We start from the raw sequence: 22,236 nt of genomic DNA, 5'->3' as shown, positions 1-22,236 counted from the left end.
TTACATCGATGTAAAGCTGCGGAAAGGACCCCTCGTGCTTCCCAGCCCCTCCCGCCGCCCCCGCGCGCACCCCGGCCTGCTGGCCGCCGCCCTCCTCGGGCTCCTCGTCGGCCTGCTGCCCGCGTTCACCGCCCCGGCCGCCGCGGACGGCCCCTCGTCCGCCCCACGCCCCACCGCGGCCGGCACGTTCCGCAACCCGCTCAACACCGGACCCGACCCGTTCATGACGCACTGGAAGGGGAACTACTACCTCACCGCCACCCAGGGCGACAGCATCCGCGTGTGGCGCTCCCCGTCGCTGGGCACCCTGCTGACCGCCGACCCGGTCACCGTGTGGACCGACTCCGACCCGTCCCGCAACCGCAACATCTGGGCGCCGGAGTTCTACCGCTTCGGTGACCGCTGGTACCTCTACTACACGGCCGACGACGGCGTCGACGAGCACCACCGCCTGTACGTCCTGGAGTCGGAGGGCGACGACCCGGCCGGCCCGTACCACTTCAAGGCGAAGCTCGCCCCGCCCAACCACGCGGACGACTTCGCCATCGACGCGGGAATCCTCCAGCTCGGCGGCCGCCTCTACCTCGCCTACAGCGGCATCAACCAGTACCAGCACAACGGCATCAACATCGCCCCGATGTCCAACCCTTACACCGTCTCCGGCGACGCCGTCGCGATCGACGCCGCCGGCGGCTGCCCCGAGGTGCGCGAAGGGCCGGAGTTCCTCTACCGCAACGGGCGCGTCTGGATGACGTACTCCACCTGTGACACGGGCAAGCCCGACTACCAGGTCTGGATGATGTCGATGCCGCTGGGCGCCGACCCGCTGGCGCCGGGCAACTGGCACCAGCACCAGGGCCCGGTGTTCTCCCGGGCCGACGACCGGGGTGTGTTCGGGCCGGGCCACCACGCCTTCTTCAAGTCTCCGGACGGCACCGAGGACTGGATCGTCTACCACGCGAAGACCACGTCGGTGAACACCTACGGCAACCGCACGACGCGGGCCCAGAAGTTCACCTGGCGGGCCGACGGCAGCCCCGACTTCGGCCGTCCGCTCGCCCTGGGTGCCACCCAGGAGCTGCCCTCCGGCGACCCCGGGCCGGGCAACTACTGGATCAACGACGACGGCCGTTCGAGCGGCCCCGGGGGCGTCGTCCGCACCGGCGCCTGGAACTCGGGCACGGGCTGCGCCACGCAGTGCTTCTGGAGCGACGACCACTGGAGCGACCGGGCCGGGGCCACGGCGACCTTCACCTTCACCGGCACCCGCATCGCCCTGCTCTCCGTCAAGGACACCGGCAACGGCTACGCCGGCATCAGCGTCGACGACGGCCCGGAGCGGCGGGTGGACTTCCACGGCCCCATCCGCGTCGGCGAGGCGGTGCAGTACGTCAGCCCCAGGTTGCCGTACGGGGAGCACACCCTGCGTGTCCGCGTGACGGGGGAGCGCAACTCCCAGTCCGGGGCGTCCTTCGTGAGCGTCGACCGCGCCGAGGTCTATGTGAACTGACGCGTCCGGCGACGACCGTCAGTGCCGGTCGTGGCCCTCCGTGCTCTCCCGCAGGACGAGCCGGTGGGCCACGACGCGCTCCTGGGGCGGCACACCGGGCTCCGCGCCCTCGTTGGCCTCCTCCGGCCCCGTCGCCTCCTCGATGCGGTGCTGGAGCAACTGCACCGCGACCTTGGCCACCGCCGCCTTGTCGGGCGCCACCGTGCTCAGCGTCGGCACCGAGTACCGCCCGCCCTCCACGTCGTCGAAGCCGATGACCGCGACGTCCTCGGGCACCCTGACCCCGTGCTCGTGCAGGGCGCGCAACGCCCCGAGCGCCAGCTGGTCGTTGAGGCAGAGCAGCGCGTCCGGCCGCAGGCCCGTCCCGAGCGCCCGAGCCACCGCCTCGGCGCCGTCGGGCATCCGGAACGACTCGACCGGCAGCAGGGCGGCCGGGTCGTAGGCGATGCCCGCCTCGGCCAGGGCCGCACGGTAGCCGCGGGTGCGGGCCTGGGCCGTGCCGAGGCCAGGGTCGTCGCGCCCGCCCACCGCCAGGATGGTGCGCCGGCCGAGCGCGATCAGGTGGCCCGTGGCCTCGCGCGCGGCCCGCTCGTTGTCGATCGCCACGTGGTCGGCGCCCTCCTCCAGCAGCTCACCGAGCAGCACCGTGGGCGGGGCGCCCGCGCGGCCCCGCAGATCGTCGGCGGTCAGGGCGAGCGGGCTCAGGATGATCCCGTCCACGAACGTGGAGCCGAAACCGGCCAGCGCCGCCAGCTCGTGGGCCCGGTCCGCGCCGGACTGGTGGATCAGGACGGTCAGGGAGCACTCCTCGGCCTCCCGGACGACGTGCCGGGCCAGCTCCGCGAAGTACGGGATGTCCAGCTCGGGCACGACCAGGGCGATGATGCCGGTACGGCCCTTGCGCAGGTGACGTCCGGCCAGGTTCACCCGGTAGCCGAGCTCTTCTATGGCCTCCCGCACCACGCGTCGGGTCCGGTCGGAGACATGGGCGTAGTCGTTGATGACATTGGACACCGTCTTCTCCGACACGCCCGCGTGACGTGCGACGTCCTTGATCCTGGGCCGTGCCACCGAGACCTCCCTGCCTCCTCGCGCTGCCCGAGTCTATGTCCCGGCAGCCGATCACCCCCAACCCGGGCGCCGCCTCTTTACAGCCAATGTACATCGATGTAAAAACTAGCCACCGCATGAGCGTCCGGCCGTCGAAAGGTCCGTGATGAGTTCCCGTTTGCCTGCCCAGGGGGCGGCCGCGTCCGATTCCGCACGCCGCCTCAGCCGCCGTCGGCTGCTGCGTCACACCATGGCCGCGGCGGGAGGCCTGCTCGCCGCCGGCCCGCTGTCCGGCTGCGCCTCACCGGCCTCCGCCTCCGGAGCCTCCTCGCTGAGCGTCTGGGACCTGTTCCAGGGCGGCGACGGCATGCTGATGGACGAGATGATCGAGGCCGTGTCCCAGGGCGCCGGGGGCGCCGGGGGATTCGAGGTGGACCGCACGATCCTCGACTGGGGACCGTCGTACTACACCAAACTCGCCATGTCCGCCGCCGGCGGCCGGGCCTCCGACGTGGCCGCCATGCACCTCTCCCGGCTCGCGGGGTACGCGCCCGGCGGCCTGGTGGACCCCTTCGACCTGGACCTGCTCGCCGAGTTCGGCGTCACGAGCGAGGACTTCACGCCGGCCGTGTGGTCGCGCACCCGGCACGAGGGGACCGTCTACGCGATCCCGCTGGACGTCCACCCCTTCATCGTGTTCTACGACAAGAAGGCCGCGGCGCGGGCCGGGCTCCTGACCACCGGCGGTGAGCTGGCCCCCATGGGTTCTCCCGAGGCCCTGCTGGAGGCGGGCAAGGCCCTCGCCGAGGCGACCGGGGAGGCGGGCATCCTGTTCGGGCACGTCACCGACACGGCACAGAACTGGCGCCTGTTCGCCGGCCTCTACGCGCAGACCGGCGCCGAGTTCGCCCTGCCGGACGGCGGTCCCCCGGAGATCGACGTGGACGCCGCCGTACGCGTCGTGACCCTCATGACGCGGCTCTTCGACGGGAGGACCAACCCCAACAACCTGGACTACAACGGCGCGCTGGCCGCCTTCACCAGCGGCCGCGGCGGCATGGCGATGCTCGGCGAGTGGGAGCTGCCGACCCTGAAGAAGTCCGGCATCGACCTGGGCGCGGCACCCTTCCCGCAGGTCTTCGACGAGCCGGCCGTCTACACCGACAGCCACAGCTTCGTCCTCCCGCACCAGGACAGCCCCGACCCGGACCGGCGCCGCGAGGCCCACCGCTACGTGGCCGAGACACTCAAGCAGAGCCTCACCTGGGCGAGCGCCGGGCACATCCCCGCCTACCAGCCCGTCATCGCGGAACCGGAGTACGCGGCACTGGACCCGCAGTCCTCCTACGCGGGCGCCGCGAAGGTGGCCGTGCTCGATCCGCCCAACTGGTTCGCCGGCGCGGGTTCGAACTTCCAGAACCGCATGTGCCAGCCGCTCCAGTCGGCGCTGCTGGGCAACACGACCGCCGAGAAGGCGGTGCGGCAGATGATCCGCGAGGCGGACACGCTGCTGCGGCAGCCCAACCCGGTGGCCTGACCAGCAGAAGGAGTGTGACCGACGTGACCACCACCGCACCGCCCGGCGCCGGGGAGCGGACCGGCTCGCCCGCCGGCCCCGCGGGCGGACGCCGCACCGCCCGGCGCCGCCCGCGCTCCGGCAACGGGCTCGTGTTCGTCCTGCCGTTCCTGCTGGTGTTCGGCCTCTTCATGGTGTGGCCGATCGTCCAGGGGCTCTGGATGAGCCTCACCGACAGCTCCCTCGCCCTGCGCGACACGGACTTCGTCGGCTTCGACAACTACACCGAGGCGCTCGGCGATCCGGACGTCTGGAGCAGCCTCGGCAACACCGTCTTCTTCACCGTCGTCTCCAGCGTCCCGCTGGTGCTGGTCGCGCTCGCGATGGCCCTGCTGGTGCACAGCGGACTCGCCGGGCAGTGGGCGTGGCGCCTGTCGTTCTTCGCCCCCTACCTGCTGCCCGTGACCGTCGTGACCATGATCTGGACCTGGCTCTACCAGCCGGAACTCGGCCTCGCCAACCAGCTCCTGGACACTTTCGGCATGGCACCGGTCGGCTGGCTGTCCGACGAGTCCGTCGCCATGTGGTCCGTCGCCGCCCTCACCGTCTGGTGGACGGTCGGCTTCAACTTCCTCCTGTACCTCGCGGCGCTCCAGTCCCTGCCCACGACCTTCGACGAGGCCGCCGCTCTCGACGGGGCCGGCGCCTGGCGCCGGCTGTGGTCCATCACCCTGCCCCAACTGCGCAGGACCACCGGCCTGGTGGCCATGCTCCAGGTCCTGGCCTCCCTCAAGGTCTTCGACCAGATCTACATCCTCACCAAGGGCGGACCCAACGGCTCCACCCGTCCGGTCCTCGAGTACGTCTACGACGTCGGCTTCACCGGCTACCGCCTCGGCTACGCCTCCGCCATCTCGTACCTCTTCTTCGCCCTGATCGTCGTCGTCTCGCTCGTGCAGCTCCGTCTCTTCCGCCGGGAGGACTGACCGTGTCCGCAACCGCCACCACCCTCCGTGCCCGGCGCCGTCCCCACCGCGAAGCGGCCGGCTCGCCCCTGCTCCTCGGTCACGGCCGGCTGCCGCGCGCCCTGGCCGGGACGGCACTCGTCGTCCTCGCCGTCGTCTGGCTGCTGCCGTTCGTGTGGGCGGTCATCACCTCGGTGCAGAGCGAGGAGGACATCAACACCACCGGGCTCTCTCCGTTCAAGGGCGCCTTCACCCTGGACGCCTACCAGCGGATACTGGAACGCGGGAACGTCACCGTCTGGGCCTTCAACAGCTTCCTGATCTCCGCCCTGGTGACGCTGATCACCGTCGCGGTCTCCACCCTCGCCGCGTACGGTTTCTCGCGCGGCGCCTTCCGCGGCCGCCGGGTGCTGCTCGGCGCCACCGTCGCCGCCATCATGGTCCCGCCGCAGCTGCTCGTCGTGCCGCTGTTCGACCAGATGACCCTGTTCAACATGGTCGACACCTACGCGGCGGTCATCCTGCCCCAAGTCGTCGCGCCGATGATGGTCTTCATCCTCAAGCGATTCTTCGACGCCGTCCCCAGGGAACTGGAAGAGGCGGCCCGGATCGACGGCGCCTCCGAGTTCCGGGTCTTCCGGTCGATCGTGCTGCCGCTGTCCCGGCCGATCGTGGCGGCCGTGGCCATCTTCGTCTTCATCGGCGCCTGGAACAATTTTATGTGGCCCTTCATCGTCACCAACGACCCCGACCTGATGACCCTCCCGGTGGGCCTGGCCACCGTCAAGGACGCCTACGGCATCCAGTACGCGCAGTCCATGGCCTCCGCCCTGCTCGCCGCCCTGCCGCTGATCGTGGTCTTCCTCCTCTTTCAGCGCCGCATCGTCAACTCCGTGGCCACCACCGGCCTCGGCGGCTCCTGACCCTCACCCCGGCTGTACCCACGGGTCCGGCGCGTCCCGCGCCGGCCCACCGATCGACTGGAGCATGTGTGCCCACTCACTCCGCCCCGCGCCCGGAGTACCCGCGACCGCAGTTCGTGCGCCGCGACTGGCTCAACCTGAACGGCGCCTGGCAGTTCGAGACCGACCGAGGCGACAGCGGACTCGAACGCGGCCTCCTGGAGCGCGAACTGACCGGCGAGATCCTGGTGCCCTTCCCGCCCGAGTCCGAGCTGTCCGGCATCGGCGACACCGACTTCCTGGAGGCCGTCTGGTACCGGCGCGCCCTCACGCTGCCGGCCTCGTGGTCCGGGCGCCGGGTGCTGCTGCACTTCGGCGCCGTCGACCACGACACCACCGTGTGGGCCGACGGCAGGGAGGTCGCCCGGCACCGCGGCGGCTTCACCCCCTTCACCGCCGACCTCGGGGACGTCGCCGGGGCGGGGGAGGAGGTCGTCATCACCGTCCGCGCCCGCGACCCCAAGTCCGGCCCGCAGGCCCGCGGCAAGCAGGCCGTCCAGTACGCCAACCACGACTGCAACTACACCCGGGTCACCGGCATCTGGCAGACCGTCTGGCTGGAGCCCGTCCCCGACCTGCACCTGCGCCGCCCCCGCATCACCCCCGACCTGGCCGGCTCCGCCTTCCACGTGGAGCTGCCCCTGTCCGGCAACCGCCCCGGCCACCGGGTGCGCGCCGTGCTCAGCGACGCCGACGGCGAGGTGAGCCGCGCCGAGGCACGCGCCGACCTGGACCTCGCCCCGCGCCTGCACCTGCCGGTGCCCGGTGGCCGGCGCCGCGAGTGGTGCCCCGAGGACCCGCACCTGTACGACCTGCGCCTCGAACTGACCGACGCCGCCGGGCAGGTCGTCGACAGCGCCGAGAGCTACGCCGGGCTGCGCGCCGTCGGCCTGCGCGGCAAGGCCGTCCTCCTCAACGGCCGCCCGGTCTTCCAGCGCCTCGTCCTCGACCAGGGCTGGTACCCGGACGGGCTGATGACCGCCCCCACCGACGAGGCACTGGTGCGGGACATCGAGCTGGCCATGGCCGCCGGCTTCAACGGGGCACGGCTGCACCAGAAGGTCTTCGAGGAGCGCTTCCTGTACCACGCCGACCGTCTCGGTTACCTGGTCTGGGGCGAGTTCGGCGACTGGGGCTGCGAGACCGGCGGCTCCTCCGGCGACAACCAGCGGCCCGACGCCTCCTACGTCGCCCAGTGGCTGGAAGCCCTCGAACGCGACTACTCGCACCCCTCGATCATCGGCTGGTGCCCGCTCAACGAGACCTACCAGAAGCTCCACGACCGCATCACGACCCTGGACGACGTGACCCGCGCCATGTTCCTCGCCACCAAGGCCATGGACACCACCCGCCCGGTCGTCGACGCCTCCGGCTACGCCCACCGGGTCCCCGAGACCGACATCTACGACGCCCACAACTACGAGCAGGACCCGGCCGCCTTCCGGCAGCTGATGTCCGGCCTCGCCAAGGACGCCCCCTTCGTCAACGCCTACGACAACGGCGCCCCCTACTCCCAGCCCTACCGCGGCCAGCCCTACTTCGTCAGCGAGTTCGGCGGCATCTGGTGGGACCCCGAGGCGGCCGCCGACCGGTCCGGCGAGGACCGCACCGTCTCCTGGGGCTACGGCGAACGCGTCCGCAACGAGGAGGAGTTCCACGAGCGGTTCGCCGGACTCACCGGAGTACTGCTGTCGGACCGCGACATGTTCGGCTACTGCTACACGCAGCTGACCGACGTCTTCCAGGAGCAGAACGGCATCTACCGCTTCGACCGCGGCGTCAAACTCGACGTCGAGCGCATCCGCGCCGCACAGTTGCGCCCGGCCGCCATCGAGGGGGAGCAGGACTCCGCGTAGGGCCCCGCCCCCGGGCCGGAGGCGAACCGCCGCCTCCGGCCTCGGGAGGGGCGGCGGATCAGAAGGGGCGGTCGCCCTCGATGGCGACGCGTTCCGCGACCCGCCGCTCGGAGCCGTAGTCACCCACGGCGTAGTGCTGCGTGGCCCGGTTGTCCCAGAAGGCGACGTCGCCGGGCTGCCAGCGGAAGCGGACCTGGTACTCCGGCACGTGCGCCTGCTGGAACAGGAAGCGCAGCAGCCGGTCGCTCTCGTCCCGGTCCATGCCGGTGATGTGGGTGGTGAAGGACGTGTTGACGAAGAGCATGCGCCGCCCGGTCTCCGGGTGGGTGCGCACGACGGGGTGCTCCACGGGCGGGAAGAGGTCCTGGTGCGGGACGAGCCGCTCGGGCCCGTAGAACCTCGCGAAGCCGGGGATGAAGTCGTGCACGGCGCGGGCGCCGTCGATGCGCTCCTTCACCTCCTGGGGGAGGTTGTCGTAGGCGGCGGCCATGTCCGCCCACATCGTGTCACCGCCGAACGGCGGCACCTCGCGCAACTGCAGCACCGCGCCGAGCGCGGGCCGCTCGCGGAAGGTGACATCGGCGTGCCAGACGTTCTCGTACGTCGGGACGGCGCCGTCGCGCTTGTCGAACCGCACGACGTCCTCACTGGAACCGGCGGCGAGCAGGGGATTGGTCTCCAGCTCGCCCCAGTTGCCCGCGAACGCGCGCTGCTGCCCGGAGGTGAGGTGCTGGGAGCGGAAGAACAGCACCTTCCACTCCAGCAGGGCGCGGTTCAGCTCCTCGCGCAGCTCGGGAGTGAGGGGACGCGACAGGTCGACGCCCCTGATCTCGGCACCGATCGTGCGGGCCTGCGGAACGACCTCGAAGCGTTCGTAGGGCCGCTCCTCCCACCCCTCGGGCAGTCGGCGCAGCACGCGCCGCCCCTCGTACAGGCCGTCGGCCGGGATACGCGCTTCGCGCAGTTCGACGGTGGGTCCGGCAGACATGACGGTCATGGGAATCCTTTCCATTCGTGGTGCTACGGGTACGTGTGGTGGTACGGGTACGGGCCATGGCGGCACCGCGTCGAGGCGCGATCGCCGGGAAGAAATGAAGGTGCTCCGGGCTGTTCGCCGGAGGGTGGGAACCTTGCGCGCTACGCGCGACACGCTCTACGCGCAGTGCGCGCCGAGCCCTCGGTCCGTGGACGGCCGGTTATCGGCCGGAACGCTCACATCCGGTGCGCTCGGGCACGCGAAGACACTCCGCCGTGGTGCCGAACCGGTATGTGGTCATGGCACTGATTGTGTGATCGTCACCCGCCGCTGTCAACGGGGCGGTGGTCACGCCGGTACCGGAGTGAAGGGCCGCAGGGCGTCCCCCTCGGGCTGCACGACCCCGTAACTGCCCTCCGGCACCTTGTTCCAGACACCCGGCAGGTCACCCAGGGGCTCCGACACGATCAGCCGGGTGTCCTCGGACGCCTCCTGGAGGAACGGCAGCCCGGGGTGCAGCGCCCGCAGGCTCTCCACCCGGCTGCTGTAGTAGAGCGACCGGGTCCGGGCCTGGCTGGAGTAGCGGAAGGCCCACAACCGCAGTCCGTCGGTCACGGCGACCGTCATCTGCAGCGGGAACTCCACGTCGTGCTCGTGGCCGATCTCCTCCACCAGTCCCGCCATCCGCGCCACGGCCGTCGGAGGGTCGTCCTCCAGGCCGAGGGTGAGTGCCAGGTAGAACATCATCTCCGAGTCCGTCGAGCCCTCGATGTCCAGGAAGAGCCGCGGATCGACGGCCAGGGCGAGGTCCCGGCGCAGCCGGTGGAACTCGGCGATGGCGCCGTTGTGCATCCACATCCAGCGGCCGTGGCGGAAGGGATGGCAGTTGGTCTGCTGCACGGGGCTGCCCGTCGAGGCCCGGATGTGCGCGAAGAACAAGGGCGAGCGGACGTGGCTCGCGATCTCCCGCAGATTGCGGTTGCTCCACGCCGGTCCGACCTCCCGCACGATCGCGGGCGTGGTCATCTCCGGCCCGAACCAGCCCACCCCGAACCCGTCCCCGTTCGTCGTCTCGACACCCATGCGGGCGTGCAGACTCTGGTCGATGAGCGAGTGCTCGGGCTGGTAGAGGAGCGTCTCCAGCAGCACGGGCGTTCCCGAGTAGGCGAGCCATCGGCACATCGTCCGCAGCCTCCCTGGTCTTGGGACGTCAGTCGACCGGCCAGGTGTGGACCGGGGCGTTCAGGTGCATGTAGTCCATGTACTGCCGCGTCATCCGGCGCAGCGCCTCGTGGCGGCCGGGACGGGCGGTGGCGTCGATGTGGTGGAACATCTCCTTCTGCCAGACCGCGCCGTTGCGGCCGGTGACGCACCGCTGCTCGATGATGCCCAGCAGCGGCTCCCGCCAGGCCGAGTCCATGCCGGACAGCTCCAGTCCACGGTGCGCCAGCGGCAGCAGCCGCCGGAGCACGAGTTCGGGCACGGTCACCTCGCCCATGCCCGGCCAGTACAGCCGGGCCTCGATGCCGTGCCGGGCCGCGGTGTGCAGGTTGTCCTCGGCGACCGAGAAGGACATCCGCGACCACACCGGCCGCTCCTCCTCCACCAGCGCGCGGGTGAGCCCGTAGTAGAAGGCGCCGTTGGCGAGGGTGTCGGCGACGGTCGGGCCGGCGGGCAGCACGCGGTTCTCCACCCGCACGTGGGGTTTGTCGTGGGCGACGGCGTAGACGGGACGGTTCCAGCGGTAGATGGTGCCGTTGTGGAGGGTGAGTTCGCCCAGTTCGGGGATGTCTCCCCGGTCCAGGGTCTCCGCGGGGTCCTGCTCGTCGCACAGGGGCAGCAGGGCGGGGAAGTAGCGCAGGTTCTCCTCGAAGAGGTCGAAGACGCTGTTGATCCACCGCTCCCCGAACCAGACCCGGGGCCGTACTCCCTGCGCCTTGATCTCCTGCGGGCGGGTGTCGGTGGCCTGCTCGAACAGCGGAATACGGCTTTCGTGCCACAGTTCCTTGCCGAGCAGGAAGGGCGAGTTGGCCGCGAGGGCGACCTGGACACCGGCGATGGCCTGGGCCGCGTTCCAGTAGCCGGGGAACTCCTCGGGGGCCACCTGGAGGTGGAACTGGGTGCTGGTGCAGGCGGCCTCGGGTGTGATCGTGTCCGCGTAGGTCCGCAGCCGGTCGACGCCGTCGACCTCGATGTGCAGGTCCTCGCCCCGGGCCGCGAACACCTGGTCGTTGAGCAGCCGGTAGCGCGGGTTCTCCGAGAGGGCGGCCTCGCCGACGTCCGACTGGCGCAGCGTGGGCAGGATGCCGACCATGATCAGGTGGGCGCCGACCGACTGCGCGCGGTCCTCCGCGTGGTTCAGCGCCGCGCGGATCTCGGTCTCCCAGGCGTCGGGGCCGCCCGCCGTCAGCGCACGCGGCGGAATGTTGATCTCCAGGTTGAAGCGGCCCAGCTCGGTCGACCAGGCGGGGTCCGCGATCGCCTCCAGCGCGTCGCTGTTGCGCATCGCGGGCTCGGCCCCGTCGTCGACCAGGTTCAGCTCGATCTCGAGGCCCACCTGGGGGCGCTCGGTCTCGAACCGGGACTCGCGCAGCATCTGCGCGAAGGCCTCGAGGCACTCCTGCATCTTGATCCGGTACCGGCGGCGGTCCTCACGGGTGAAGACCAGCGCCGGGACGTCCCGTCCCATCGGCCCTCCCGGGTTGCCTTGCTCGGACGCCTCTCCACCCCAGCGTCGCACCACCCGGCGCACCCCACCAGACGGAACGGGAACGGGGCTCACCGCAACGTGTGCGGTGAGCCCCGTGGGGATCGGGTACCCGTCAGGACCGGCCGGTCCTCAGAGCTTGCCGGACTCCCGGACCGTGATCTTCGCGGAGGTCTTGCCCGTCGGAGAGGAGCCGTAGCCCTCGATCTTGTCGACCACGTCGGTGCCCTCGACGACCTTGCCGAAGACGACGTGCTTGCCGTCCAGCCACGGGGTGGGGACCGTGGTGATGAAGAACTGCGAGCCGTTGGTGTTCGGACCCGCGTTCGCCATGGAGAGCAGGTACGGGCCGGTGTGCTTCAGCTCGAAGTTCTCGTCCGCGAACTTCTCGCCGTAGATGCTCTTGCCCCCGGTGCCGTTGCCCTCGGTGAAGTCACCGCCCTGGAGCATGAACTGCGGGATCACGCGGTGGAACGGGGAACCCGCGTAGCCGAAGCCGTGCTCGCCGGTGGCCAGCTCGATGAAGTTCCTGGCGGTCTTGGGGGTGACGTCCTCGAAGAGCTCGAAGACGATGCGGCCCGCATCCTGGCCGTTGATGTCGATGTCGAAGTAAACCTTGGAATTGCTCATCCCCCCATTGTGACCTGAGGGCCCCGGCGATGCCGAACCGGCTTCCCGTTCAGCGTGTGGCGAGCAGTTCCAGGGTGTCGATCACGCGGTTCGAGAAGCCCCACTCGTTGTCGTACCAGGCGACCACCTTGACGTGCCGGCCGTCGACGCGGGTGAGCGCCGAGTCGAAGATCGACGAGGCCGGGTTGCCGGTGATGTCCGAGGAGACGAGGGGGTCCTCCGAGTACTCCAGGACACCGGCGAGCGGTCCCTCGGCGGCGGTCCGGTAGGCGGCCAGCACGTCCTCGCGGGTCACGTCGCGGGCGACGGTGGTGTTCAGCTCGACGATGGAGCCCACCGGCACCGGCACGCGGATCGAGTCGCCCGACAGCTTGCCGTCGAGGTTGGGCAGCACCAGGCCGATGGCCTTGGCGGCACCCGTCGTGGTCGGCACGATGTTGACCCCGGCGGCTCGGGCGCGGCGCGGGTCGCGGTGCGGGCCGTCCTGGAGGTTCTGCTCCTGGGTGTACGCGTGCACCGTCGTCATGAAGCCGTGCTCGATGCCGGCGAGTTCGTCGAGCACGGAGGCCAGCGGCGCGAGGGCGTTGGTGGTGCAGGACGCGTTGGAGACGACCGTGTGCGCGGCGGGGTCGTAGGCGTCGGTGTTCACGCCGTAGGCGAGGGTGACGTCGGCACCCGCGGAGGGCGCGCTGACCAGGACCTTCTTTGCGCCGGCGGTGAGGTGGGCGCGGGCGGCCCCGGCCGAGGTGAAGCGACCGGTCGCCTCCAGTACGAGGTCCACGCCCAGCTCGGCCCAGGGCAGCCGGGCCGGCTCGCGCTCGGCGAGCACCCGGATGCGACGCCCGTCGACGACGAGGGTGTCCCCGTCGACGGTCACCGGGCGTCCCAGCCGTCCGGCCGTGGTGTCGAAGGCGAGCAGCCGGGCGAGGGTGGCGGGTTCGGTGAGGTCGTTGACGGCGACGACCTCGAGCTTGGTGTCGCGTTCGAGCAGCGCGCGCAGCACGTTGCGTCCGATGCGTCCGAAGCCGTTGATGCCGATGCGAGTCATGAGAGTGCCCTTCCGGTTCGCCGTGCGGTGCGATTCCCAGGTTGGCGCGCGGGGGCCGTCCGGGGCAGCGGCGTGAGTGCCATGGTTCGCAAGGATCGCGCCAAGGGGCCTGGCTACTCCCCCTGGGTGAAGGTGCGCCGGTACTCGCTCGGAGTGGTGCCCAGGATGCGCTGGAAGTGCAGCCGCAGATTCGCGCCGGTGCCGAGGCCGACGTCGGCGGCGATCTGCTCGACGCCGCGTTCCGAGCGTTCGAGCAGCTCACGCGCCATGTCGACGCGGGCGCGCATGACCCACTGCATCGGCGTGTAGCCGGTGTCCTCGACGAAGCGCCGGGAGAAGGTGCGCGCCGACACCGCCGCGTGCCGGGCGAGCGCCTCCAGCGTCAGCGGCTCGTCCAGCCGGCGCAGGGCCCACTCCCGGGTCGCGGCGAACCGCTCGCCCAGCGGCTCGGGCACGCTGCGCGGCACGTACTGCGCCTGACCGCCGCTGCGGTAGGGCGCGGCGACCAGGCGCCGGGCCGCGTGATTGGAGGCGGCCACCCCGAGGTCGCCGCGCAGGATGTGCAGGCACAGGTCGATGCCGGAGGCGGCACCGGCGGAGGTCAGCACGCTGCCCTCGTCCACGAACAGCACGTTCTCGTCGACCCGGACGCGGGGGTGCTTGCGCGCGAGCGCCCGGGTGTAGTGCCAGTGCGTGGTGGCCCGCCTGCCGTCGAGCAGACCGGTGGCGGCGAGCGCGAACGCGCCCGTGGAGATGGCGGCCAGTCGCGCGCCCCGGTCGTGGGCCGCCGTCAGCGCGTCGACGACGGTCCGTGGCGGGTCCTCGACGTCCGGCGCCCGGTATCCGGGGAGGAAGACCACGTCGGCCCATGCCAGCGCGTCCAGGCCGTGGGCGACGTGGTACGAGAGGCCGTCACCGCCGGTCACCAGGCCGGGCGCCGCCCCGCACACCCGCACCTCGTACGGCATGCTCGCGCGCGTCGTGAACACCTGCGCCGGGATGCCGACGTCGAGCGGCTTGGCACCCTCGAGCACGAGGACGGCGACGCGGCGCAGGCGGGAGGACGGCACGGCACGAGCGTACGCGGTGACGCGGCGTCAGCTCAGGTCGAGCACCTCCATGGTGTGCTCGGCCATGCGCCGCTCCCCGAGGGCGTTGGGGTGGACGGGGACGAGGCTGTGACCGAACAGGAGCGGTTCGATCCAGCGGGTGCCGGCGGACTGGCAGGCGTCATGGCCCTCGGACACCTCGGAGAAGTCCACGAAGGTCACGCCGGTCTCCTCGGCGGCGCGTTCGACGGCGTCGTTGAGGCTCGCCTGGATGTCGCGCAGGTAGGGGACGTCGCCGGCGGCGACCGGCAGCTTCAGGAAGCAGGACGGGTCGGCGGTGGCCGGCATGATCCACGGGTAACCCAGGGCCGCCACCCGGGCGTTCGGCGCCTCGGCGCGGACGGTGCGCAGCGCGGCCTTGAGCGCGGGGTAGGTGCTGGACTGGATCTCGTCCTCGAAGGCCGTGCCGTGCCTGTCCTTGCAGGGGCTGCCCTTGCCCCCGCTGAGGAGTCCGGCGGTGCCGCAGGCCGTGATGGCGTTGATGAACGTGTTGTTGTCGTTGCCGCCGATGGTGAGGGTGACCAGGTCCGTGCCGGTGCTCAGCGCGTCCACCTGGGGGGCGACGCCGGGGTACTGCGACTGGGTGAAGTGGGAGGTCTGTGCGGCCCCGCAGGTCACGTCCTTCAGGTCGGCGCCCGTCCTGGCGGCGATGACGTGGGGATAGTTCGCCGTGGAGCGCAGGCAGAGCAGGTTGGTGGGGTCGACGGGCAGGACGCCCGAGCCGGCGCTGTAACTGTCGCCGAGGGCGACGTAGTCCAGGGAAGGGGTGGCGTGGGCGGTGGCGCCGGTGAGACCGAGGGCCAGGGTGCCGACCGCTGCGACTGTCGCGGTCATGACACGTCTGAGGGCATGCTTGGGCATGGGCTCTCGCTTCCCGTGAGGTGTGGGGCGGGGTTACTGAGCGGTTCTACTTTTAAGTAATGTGCGGGTGCGCTGACTTGTAGTCAACGTTGTTGACGGAACTTCTTACGGAGTCTCCGTCTGAGGCCGGTCGGGCGGAAATGGCATTGCCCCACCGTCGTCACGTGTGATCAGGATGAGCCCATGCCAGCCCCCCCTTCCCCTGTGCGCCCCGCGACACCCGAGGACGTACCCGCCGCCGTGCGGACCCTGGCCCGCGCCTTCGCGGACTACCCCTTCACCCGCCACGTGGTCGCGGCCGACGACCATCCGGAGCGGGTCCGCCGGTTCCAGGAGCTGTTCCTGACCCGGGTCGCGATGGAGTACGGCCGTGCCTGGGTCACCGACGACGGCCGAGCCGTCGCCGCCTGGACCACCCCGGAGCGGGACCCGGGGCCCGGCTTCGCCGAAGTGGCGCCGCTGGTCGGCGACCTCGCGGGCGACCGGGCGGCGGCCCTCGAGTCCGCCGGGCAGGCGCTGGCGCCGCACCGCCCCGCCGGCCCGGTGTGGTTCCTCGCCACGGTGGGGGTCGACCCGGACGCCCAGGGCGCGGGTCTCGGCACCGCCGTGCTCCGTCCCGGCCTGGAGGCGGCCGAGCGCGCGGGGTTTCCCGCCTTCCTGGAGACGTCGGACGAGGGCAACGTACGGTTCTACGCCCGCCTCGGCTTCGAGGTGACGGCTGAGGTGACCCTTCCGGACGGCGGCCCCCGGACCTGGTGCATGCGCCGGGGCCCGGGTCGCTGAGGGGCAAGGAGCGCCGTGCGGTGCGCCCGGTCCCGTGTCGTTGCCCGTCGCCGTGCTCGCCGAGCCCCGCACCACCCGCCCGAGGCCCCGACCGACTGTCCGGCGGAAGCGGCGGCGCCGGCCGGCGCCCGAGGGGCGCCGACGGCGGCCCGCGCTGTTCTAAAGTTGTCCCGCCAGTGCAGACGACCGTGGACCTGTGAGGTACTCACCAGCCATGCCGACCGAAACGTTTGAGTTCCAGGTAGAGGCGCGTCAGCTGCTGCAGCTGATGATTCACTCCGTCTACTCGAACAAGGACGTGTTCCTGCGCGAGCTCGTCTCCAACGCCTCCGACGCGCTCGACAAGCTGCGCCTCGCCGCCCTGCGGGACGACCTGCCCGACGCCGACGTGTCCGACCTCCACATCGAGCTGGAGGTCGACAAGGAGGCCCGCACCCTCACCGTGCGGGACAACGGCATCGGGATGTCCTACGACGAGGTCACCCGGCTCATCGGCACCATCGCCAACTCGGGTACGGCCAAGTTCCTGCAGGAGCTGCGGGAGGCCGAGGACCCGGCCGGGGCGGACGGGCTCATCGGCCAGTTCGGTGTGGGCTTCTACTCCGGCTTCATGGTGGCGGACGAGGTGACCCTGGTGACCCGGCGCGCCGGCGAGACCCAGGGCACCCGCTGGACGTCACGGGGCGAGGGTACGTACACCCTGGAGACGGTCGAGGAGGCACCGCAGGGCACATCCGTCACCCTCCACCTCAAGCCGGCGGACTCCGAGAACCAGCTCCACGACTACACCTCCGCCTGGAAGATCAGGGAGATCGTCAAGCGCTACTCGGACTTCATCACCTGGCCGGTCCGGCTGCTGCCCGAGCCGGGCGGGGACGGAGCCGAGGCGGGCGAGCCCGAGACGCTCAACTCGATGAAGGCCCTGTGGGCTCGCCCCCGCGACGAGGTGTCCGACGACGAGTACCACGAGCTGTACAAGCACATCGCCCACGACTGGCGCGAACCGCTGGAGACGATCCGGCTGCAGGCGGAGGGCACCTTCGAGTACCAGGCCCTCCTCTTCGTGCCCTCGCACGCCCCGCACGACCTGTTCACCCAGGGCTACCGGCGCGGCGTCCAGCTCTACGTGAAGCGCGTCTTCATCATGGACGACTGCGAGGAACTGCTCCCGCCGTACCTGCGCTTCGTCAAGGGCGTCGTCGACGCCCAGGACCTCTCGCTCAACGTCTCCCGCGAGATCCTCCAGCAGGACCGCCACATCCGCATGATCCAGCGCCGACTGACCAAGAAGGTCCTGGCCACGGTCAAGGACCTGAGGACGTCCGCGCCGGAGCGCTACGCCACGTTCTGGCGGGAGTTCGGTCCGGTGCTCAAGGAAGGCCTGGTCACCGACTCCGAGAACCGCGACGCGATCCTCGCCGCCTCCTCCTTCGCGACCACGCACGACGCCGACGAGCCGACCACGCTTCAGGCCTACGTGGAGCGGATGAAGGAAGGCCAGAAGGACATCTACTTCATGACGGGCGAGTCCCGTCGCGCCATCGAGGACTCCCCGCACATGGAGGCCTTCCGTGCCAAGGGCGTCGAGGTCCTGCTGCTCACCGACGCCGTCGACGAGGTCTGGGTCGACGCGGTGGGGGAGTACGAGGGCAAGGCGCTGCGCTCGGTGGCCAAGGGCGAGATCGACCTCGACGACGACCGGGAGGAGAAGTCCGACGCCGAGAAGGAGCAGCAGGGCGAGGAGTACGCGGGCCTGCTCGGCTGGATGACGGAGCACCTGTCCGAGGACGTCAAGGAGGTCCGTCTCTCCTCCCGCCTCACGGTCTCGCCGGCCTGTGTCGTCTCCGACGCGAACGAGCTGACGCCCGCCCTGGAGAACATGTACCGGGCCATGGGCCAGGAGGTTCCGCACGCCAAGCGCATCCTCGAACTCAACCCCGAGCACCAGCTGGTGAAGGCGCTGAACCGCGCCTACACCGAGCAGCGGGACCGGGCGGAGCTCACCGAGACCGCCGACCTGCTGCACGCCCTGGCGGTACTCGCCGAGGGCGGCCGGCCCAAGGAGCCGGCCCGGTTCGTGAAGCTGGTGGCGGACCGCCTGGAGCGCACGCTCTGACCGGTCGTCCGGGGCGACTTGGCCGGGCTGGGTGACCGGGCGCGTGCCGCGGCGGGGAAGCCGCGCGGCACGCGCCTGCCCGTTTGACCATCCGCATGGCGAGACGGCATGGCATGCGGAGCCTTCCACTCCGTATATTCGCACGCATGTATGCATCGGCTCCGCTGCTGTGCCTCGCGCTCTTCGCGAACTCGGCGTGGTGCGTCGACGACGGTCTCTGTCGCCGCTGAACCCGCACCGGCCGCGCGTCACCCGCGCCGCCGGTCCGCCCAGCCCGCCGCCGTCCCCGTGCACCCCACCGGAGATCTTCCGTGACCACCGCACCCCCGGCCGCACCCCCGGCCGCGCCGCCGCGCGTGCCCGCGGCCCTGCTCGCCCCCTCTCCCACGTCCTCGCCCCGGCCCCCGGCACCGCCCCTGCCCCCGGTACGGCGGGCGCCGCTCGTGGTGTCCGCCCTGCTCGCCGCCGCCCTGACCGCGTACGTGTGGGCGGCGCACGGCGCCGAGCCGGGCGTGCTCCTCCTGCTCGGCCTCGGCCTGGGCGTCGCCCTCTTCCACTCCCGGTTCGGCTTCACCTCCGCGTGGCGGCAGCTGGTCGCCGTCGGCAACGGCACCGGGGTGCGCGCCCACGCTCTGCTGCTCGGCACGACGGCCACCTTGTTCGCGCTGGTCATCGGCACGGAGACCGGGTTGTTCGGAGCCCAGCCGGCACCCTCCGCCGGGGCCGTCGGCGTCGGTCTGTTCGCCGGTTCGGCGCTCTTCGCGATCGGCATGCAGCTCGGCGGCGCCTGCGCGTCGGGCACCCTCTTCGCCGTCGGCTCGGGACAGACGTCGATCGTGCTGACCCTCGGCGGATTCATCGCGGGCGCCACCCTCGCGGCCTGGCAGTTCGACCTGTGGAAAGACCTTCCGGCCTGGGAGCCGGTGGTCCTGTCCGACCACGTCGGCTGGTTCGGCTCGTGGGCCGTGACCATCGCGGCGCTGGCGCTGGTGGTCCTCGTCTCACGACGCGTCCAGGCGCGCCGCAACCCGCCGCCGCTCGGCGCGGTGCCCTCCGCGCGCGGTGCGGCCGTCCGCGCCCTGCGCGGCTCCTGGCCGCTGGCCGTCGGCGCCCTGGTGCTCGCTCTGCTCGGCGCGGGAGTCCTGCTGGTGTCCGGCGGGGCCTGGGGCGTGACGAGCGCCTTCAGTCTCTGGGGTTCGGAACTGGTGGGCGCGCTCGGCGGCCACCCGGAGAACTGGACGTGGTGGCAGCGGCCCGGCAACGCCGAGATGCTGGCCGGCCCGGTCCTCGCCGACAAGACCAGCCTCACCGACATCGGCATCATGATCGGTGCCGCTCTCGCCGCGGCGCTCGGCGGCACCTGGGCCCTGCACCGGGGCATCGCCTGGCGGACGGCGGTGGCGGCGGTGCTCGGCGGCGTCCTGATGGGCATCGGCGCCCGGCTGGCCGGCGGCTGCAACATCGGCGCCTACCTCGCCGGCATCGCCTCGGGCAGCCTCAGCGGCTGGCTGTGGGGGGCCTTCGCGCTGGCCGGCACCTGGGCCGGCCTCAAGCTGCGGCCCCTGTTCGGCCTGGGCAACCCGAAGCCCGGCGACGGCGTCTGCTGAGTGGGGACGCCCGTGCGGCACAGGGGTCAGGCCTGTGCCGCACGGGCGGCTAGGGGGTGCCCGCGCCCGGGGTTCTCCGGTCCGCCTCGGCGCCCCGGTCCGTGGTGGTGACGCGTGCGATGGCCTCCACGGTGAGCGCCCGGCTGTGCGGTTCCCGCGCGAGCGCGCGGTGCAGCGTCAGGCCCTCGATGAGGGCGTCGAGCTGGCGGGCCGTCTCCGGGTCGAAGTGCTTCTCCAGGTGGACGCGGCTGCGGCGCATCCACTCGTGCGTGAGCTCCCGGTAGGCCGGCTGCCGCGCGGCGAGGGTGTAGAGCTCCTGCGTGAGCACCAGGTCCCGCTGGCTCTCCTCGGACAGGGAGTGCACGAGGTCGGCCACCGCTGTCCGGGCCTGGTCGCGGTCGGCCGCGGCGCCCAGACGGGCGTCGAACACGGCGACGATGTGGTCGGTGAAACGGCCGAACGCCTCCCGCAGCAGCTGGTCCATGCCGCTGAAGTGGTAGGTCATGGAGCCGAGGGGGACGCCGGCGCGCGCGGCGATCCGCCGGTGGGAGACGCGCGCGATGCCCTCTTCCGCGATCAGGTCGAGCGTGGCGTCGAGGATGCGCTCGCGCCGCCGCGGATCCGTGTGTCCTGTCGCCATGGGAGCCTGCTCACACCTTCCGCACCGGCCGGGCGGGGTTGCCGACGGCGACGACGCCCGCGGGGACGTCCTTCGTGACGACCGCGCCGGCGCCGATGACGGAGTCGTCACCGATCGTCACGCCGGGCAGGACGATGGCGCCGCCGCCCAGCCAGACGTTGTCGCCGATGGTGATGGGCCGGGCCGCCTCCAGCTTGTCGCGCCGGGGCCCGGGCTCCAGGGGGTGGGTGGGCGTGAGCAGCTGGACGTTCGGCCCGATCTGGCAGTCCTCGCCGATCGCGACGGCCGCGACGTCCAGCGCCGTCAGGTTGTAGTTGACGAAGGTGCGCGCACCGATCGTGATGTTGCTGCCGTAGTCGACGTACAGCGGTGGCCGCACATGGGCGTCGACGCCGAGGGAGCCGAGCAGTTCCGCGAGGACCGGCCGTGCGGCACCGGCGTCCTCCGCGTAGGCGGCCTGGTAACGGGCGGCCAGTCGCACGGCCCGCTGCTGCCTGCGGGTGATCTCGGGATCGTCGGCGATGTAGAGGTCGCCCGCCCGCATGCGTTCGAGGTTCGAGCGGGGGTCGTCCGCGAAGTGGTCGGTCGGCATGCGTACGATCCTACCCGCCGGAGCGTACGACCGTACACTCTCCGCCCGCTGTGTCGCTGTGTCGCTGTTCCGCTGTGCCGCGCGTCTCAGCCGCGGCGGAGTCGCAGCACGCCGGCGAGCAGCAGCACGGTGACCCCGGCGAGCGGCACCACCAGCAGTCCCGCCCGCAGGCTCGTCGCGTCGGCGACCAGGCCCACCACCGGCGGGGAGAGCAGGAAGCCCAGCCGCATGAGCCACGAGACGATGGTCAGCCCCGAACCGGGCTTGAGGCCGGGCAGCTCGTCCGCCTCGTGCATCGCCGCCGGCACCAGGGTCGCCACCCCGAACCCGGCCGCGGCGAACCCGAGGATCGTCCCGGGCACCGTGGGCACCGCCAGCGCCAGGCCCATGCCCACGGCGGCGATCAGGGCGCCGGAGCGGGCCACCGCGCGCTGCCCGAACCGGTCCACGAGCCGGTCACCGATGAGTCGGCCGACGAACTGGGCCCCGACCAGGGCGACGTAGCCGGAGGCGGCCAGCGCCACCGTCGCGTGCAGCGAATCGGAGAGGTAGAGCGTCGCCCAGGAGCTGCCCGCGTCCTCGACGAGCGTGCCGGCCGTGGCGATCAGCACGAGCGCGGCGAGCACGTAGCCCGTCCGCGCACCCGGCACCGCGAGTTCGCGCCGGGCCGGCTGCGCGCGGTCCTCCGCCGTGTCCTCCGCGGGCGTCTCGTTGTCGGGACCGGGCAGGCAGAACCGCAGGGCGACGCAGGCCGCGACGGCGAACAGCACGGCCGACAACAGCAGGTGCGGACCGCGGGGGATGTCCAGTGCGATCGCGCCGGCGGCCATGGACCCTCCGGTGACGGCACCGACGGACCAGATGGCGTGGAAGGAGTTGATGATGGAACGTCCGTAGCGGCGCTGCACCCGCAGCGCATGGGCGTTCTGCGCCACGTCGGTGACCGCGTCGGCGGCTCCGGCCAGGAGCAGCGCGCCCGCGAACAGCGCCACCGAGCCGCCGAGGCCGGCGGCGAGGATCCCCGCGCCGGTCACCAGCGTGCCGCCGACCGCCACCCGAGCCGAGCCGAAACGGCGGGAGAGGGCGCCGGCCGCGAGCCCGGCCGCGATGGCGCCCGCCGGGAACGCCGCCACGGCCAGCCCGTACGCGGCGTTGCCGATGCCGAGGTCCGCCTTGATCTGGGGGTACCTCGGCAGGAGGTTGGCGAACAGGGCTCCGTTGGTGAAGAACAGCACGGCGACGGCCACGCGGGCCCGCCGCTCGCCCAGGGCCGGCCGGCGCAGTACGTCAACAGTCATGCGCCGGAGC

Annotated in this window: 19 protein-coding genes; 8 read left to right on the top strand and 11 right to left on the bottom strand. The window is 71.7% G+C overall.

Annotated features, from left to right (window positions below):
* Nucleotides 1-34 precede the first annotated feature (34 nt).
* A complete protein-coding gene (locus tag ACFW47_RS21650; RefSeq protein ID WP_386306711.1) occupies nt 35-1,510 on the top strand; it encodes a glycoside hydrolase family 43 protein in 1,476 nt (491 codons plus the stop codon).
* Between the two features lie 18 nt (nt 1,511-1,528).
* Here the strand turns inward: ACFW47_RS21650 and ACFW47_RS21645 are convergent, their stop codons facing one another.
* The gene (locus ACFW47_RS21645) at nt 1,529-2,581 is read right to left on the bottom strand and encodes a LacI family DNA-binding transcriptional regulator (RefSeq protein ID WP_386306709.1); all 1,053 of its coding nucleotides are present in this window, start codon (nt 2,579-2,581) and stop codon (nt 1,529-1,531) included.
* Between the two features lie 145 nt (nt 2,582-2,726).
* Here ACFW47_RS21645 and ACFW47_RS21640 point away from each other — a divergent pair, with 145 nt between their 5' ends.
* The 4 genes from ACFW47_RS21640 to ACFW47_RS21625 all read left to right on the top strand — a co-directional run bounded on the left by ACFW47_RS21640 (nt 2,727) and on the right by ACFW47_RS21625 (nt 7,859).
* Entirely contained in the window at nt 2,727-4,097 is a 1,371-nt protein-coding gene (locus ACFW47_RS21640; protein ID WP_386283468.1) for an extracellular solute-binding protein, read from the top strand.
* A 23-nt stretch (nt 4,098-4,120) separates the two neighbouring features.
* Entirely contained in the window at nt 4,121-5,062 is a 942-nt protein-coding gene (locus ACFW47_RS21635) for a carbohydrate ABC transporter permease (protein ID WP_386283466.1), read from the top strand.
* 2 nt (nt 5,063-5,064) lie between these two features.
* The gene (locus tag ACFW47_RS21630) at nt 5,065-5,964 is read left to right on the top strand and encodes a carbohydrate ABC transporter permease (protein WP_386283464.1); all 900 of its coding nucleotides are present in this window, start codon (nt 5,065-5,067) and stop codon (nt 5,962-5,964) included.
* Between the two features lie 68 nt (nt 5,965-6,032).
* Nucleotides 6,033-7,859 (top strand): glycoside hydrolase family 2 protein, encoded by a 1,827-nt coding sequence (locus ACFW47_RS21625; RefSeq protein WP_386306707.1) that lies wholly within the window; start codon nt 6,033-6,035, stop codon nt 7,857-7,859.
* A gap of 58 nt (nt 7,860-7,917) precedes the next feature.
* Here ACFW47_RS21625 and ACFW47_RS21620 read toward each other — a convergent pair whose 3' ends face one another.
* The 7 genes from ACFW47_RS21620 to ACFW47_RS21590 all read right to left on the bottom strand — a co-directional run bounded on the left by ACFW47_RS21620 (nt 7,918) and on the right by ACFW47_RS21590 (nt 15,190).
* Nucleotides 7,918-8,856 carry a TauD/TfdA dioxygenase family protein gene (locus ACFW47_RS21620; protein ID WP_386283459.1) on the bottom strand — a complete coding sequence of 313 codons (939 nt, stop codon included), beginning with the start codon at nt 8,854-8,856 and terminating at the stop codon, nt 7,918-7,920.
* A gap of 327 nt (nt 8,857-9,183) precedes the next feature.
* Nucleotides 9,184-10,017: a class II glutamine amidotransferase gene (locus ACFW47_RS21615; protein ID WP_386283457.1), complete on the bottom strand. Its 834-nt coding sequence runs from the start codon at nt 10,015-10,017 to the stop codon at nt 9,184-9,186.
* A 28-nt stretch (nt 10,018-10,045) separates the two neighbouring features.
* Entirely contained in the window at nt 10,046-11,524 is a 1,479-nt protein-coding gene (locus ACFW47_RS21610) for a glutamate--cysteine ligase (protein WP_386283455.1), read from the bottom strand.
* A 150-nt stretch (nt 11,525-11,674) separates the two neighbouring features.
* The gene (locus ACFW47_RS21605) at nt 11,675-12,172 is read right to left on the bottom strand and encodes a peptidylprolyl isomerase (RefSeq protein WP_386283453.1); all 498 of its coding nucleotides are present in this window, start codon (nt 12,170-12,172) and stop codon (nt 11,675-11,677) included.
* A 49-nt stretch (nt 12,173-12,221) separates the two neighbouring features.
* The gene (gene gap / locus ACFW47_RS21600; protein WP_386283450.1) at nt 12,222-13,220 is read right to left on the bottom strand and encodes a type I glyceraldehyde-3-phosphate dehydrogenase; all 999 of its coding nucleotides are present in this window, start codon (nt 13,218-13,220) and stop codon (nt 12,222-12,224) included.
* 113 nt (nt 13,221-13,333) lie between these two features.
* The gene (locus tag ACFW47_RS21595) at nt 13,334-14,290 is read right to left on the bottom strand and encodes a DJ-1/PfpI family protein (protein WP_217254995.1); all 957 of its coding nucleotides are present in this window, start codon (nt 14,288-14,290) and stop codon (nt 13,334-13,336) included.
* A 27-nt stretch (nt 14,291-14,317) separates the two neighbouring features.
* Complete coding sequence (locus ACFW47_RS21590) at nt 14,318-15,190, bottom strand: SGNH/GDSL hydrolase family protein (RefSeq protein ID WP_386283447.1); 873 nt, start codon at nt 15,188-15,190, stop codon at nt 14,318-14,320.
* A 183-nt stretch (nt 15,191-15,373) separates the two neighbouring features.
* On the opposite strand from ACFW47_RS21590, the gene ACFW47_RS21585 reads away from it, so the two are divergent.
* The 3 genes from ACFW47_RS21585 to ACFW47_RS21575 all read left to right on the top strand — a co-directional run bounded on the left by ACFW47_RS21585 (nt 15,374) and on the right by ACFW47_RS21575 (nt 19,696).
* Complete coding sequence (locus ACFW47_RS21585; protein WP_386306705.1) at nt 15,374-15,973, top strand: GNAT family N-acetyltransferase; 600 nt, start codon at nt 15,374-15,376, stop codon at nt 15,971-15,973.
* 214 nt (nt 15,974-16,187) lie between these two features.
* The gene (htpG, locus tag ACFW47_RS21580) at nt 16,188-18,089 is read left to right on the top strand and encodes a molecular chaperone HtpG (RefSeq protein WP_386306704.1); all 1,902 of its coding nucleotides are present in this window, start codon (nt 16,188-16,190) and stop codon (nt 18,087-18,089) included.
* Nucleotides 18,090-18,400: 311 nt separating this feature from the next.
* Nucleotides 18,401-19,696 (top strand): YeeE/YedE family protein, encoded by a 1,296-nt coding sequence (locus ACFW47_RS21575; protein WP_386306703.1) that lies wholly within the window; start codon nt 18,401-18,403, stop codon nt 19,694-19,696.
* Nucleotides 19,697-19,745: 49 nt separating this feature from the next.
* On the opposite strand, the gene ACFW47_RS21570 is transcribed toward ACFW47_RS21575, so the two are convergent.
* From ACFW47_RS21570 to ACFW47_RS21560, 3 genes are all read right to left on the bottom strand, one after another.
* The gene (locus tag ACFW47_RS21570; RefSeq protein ID WP_386283438.1) at nt 19,746-20,336 is read right to left on the bottom strand and encodes a TetR/AcrR family transcriptional regulator; all 591 of its coding nucleotides are present in this window, start codon (nt 20,334-20,336) and stop codon (nt 19,746-19,748) included.
* A 10-nt stretch (nt 20,337-20,346) separates the two neighbouring features.
* Nucleotides 20,347-20,928: a sugar O-acetyltransferase gene (locus ACFW47_RS21565; RefSeq protein ID WP_386283436.1), complete on the bottom strand. Its 582-nt coding sequence runs from the start codon at nt 20,926-20,928 to the stop codon at nt 20,347-20,349.
* An 86-nt stretch (nt 20,929-21,014) separates the two neighbouring features.
* Nucleotides 21,015-22,226, bottom strand: a complete 1,212-nt coding sequence (locus ACFW47_RS21560) for an MFS transporter (protein ID WP_386306702.1) — start codon at nt 22,224-22,226, stop codon at nt 21,015-21,017.
* Nucleotides 22,227-22,236: the final 10 nt, after the last annotated feature.

It is taken from the genome of Streptomyces sp. NPDC058796, from assembly GCF_042745235.1.
Lineage (GTDB): Bacteria > Actinomycetota > Actinomycetes > Streptomycetales > Streptomycetaceae > Streptomyces.
The sequence above is the reverse complement of the archived record's forward strand: the minus strand, read 5'-3'. Positions and strand labels throughout refer to the sequence as shown.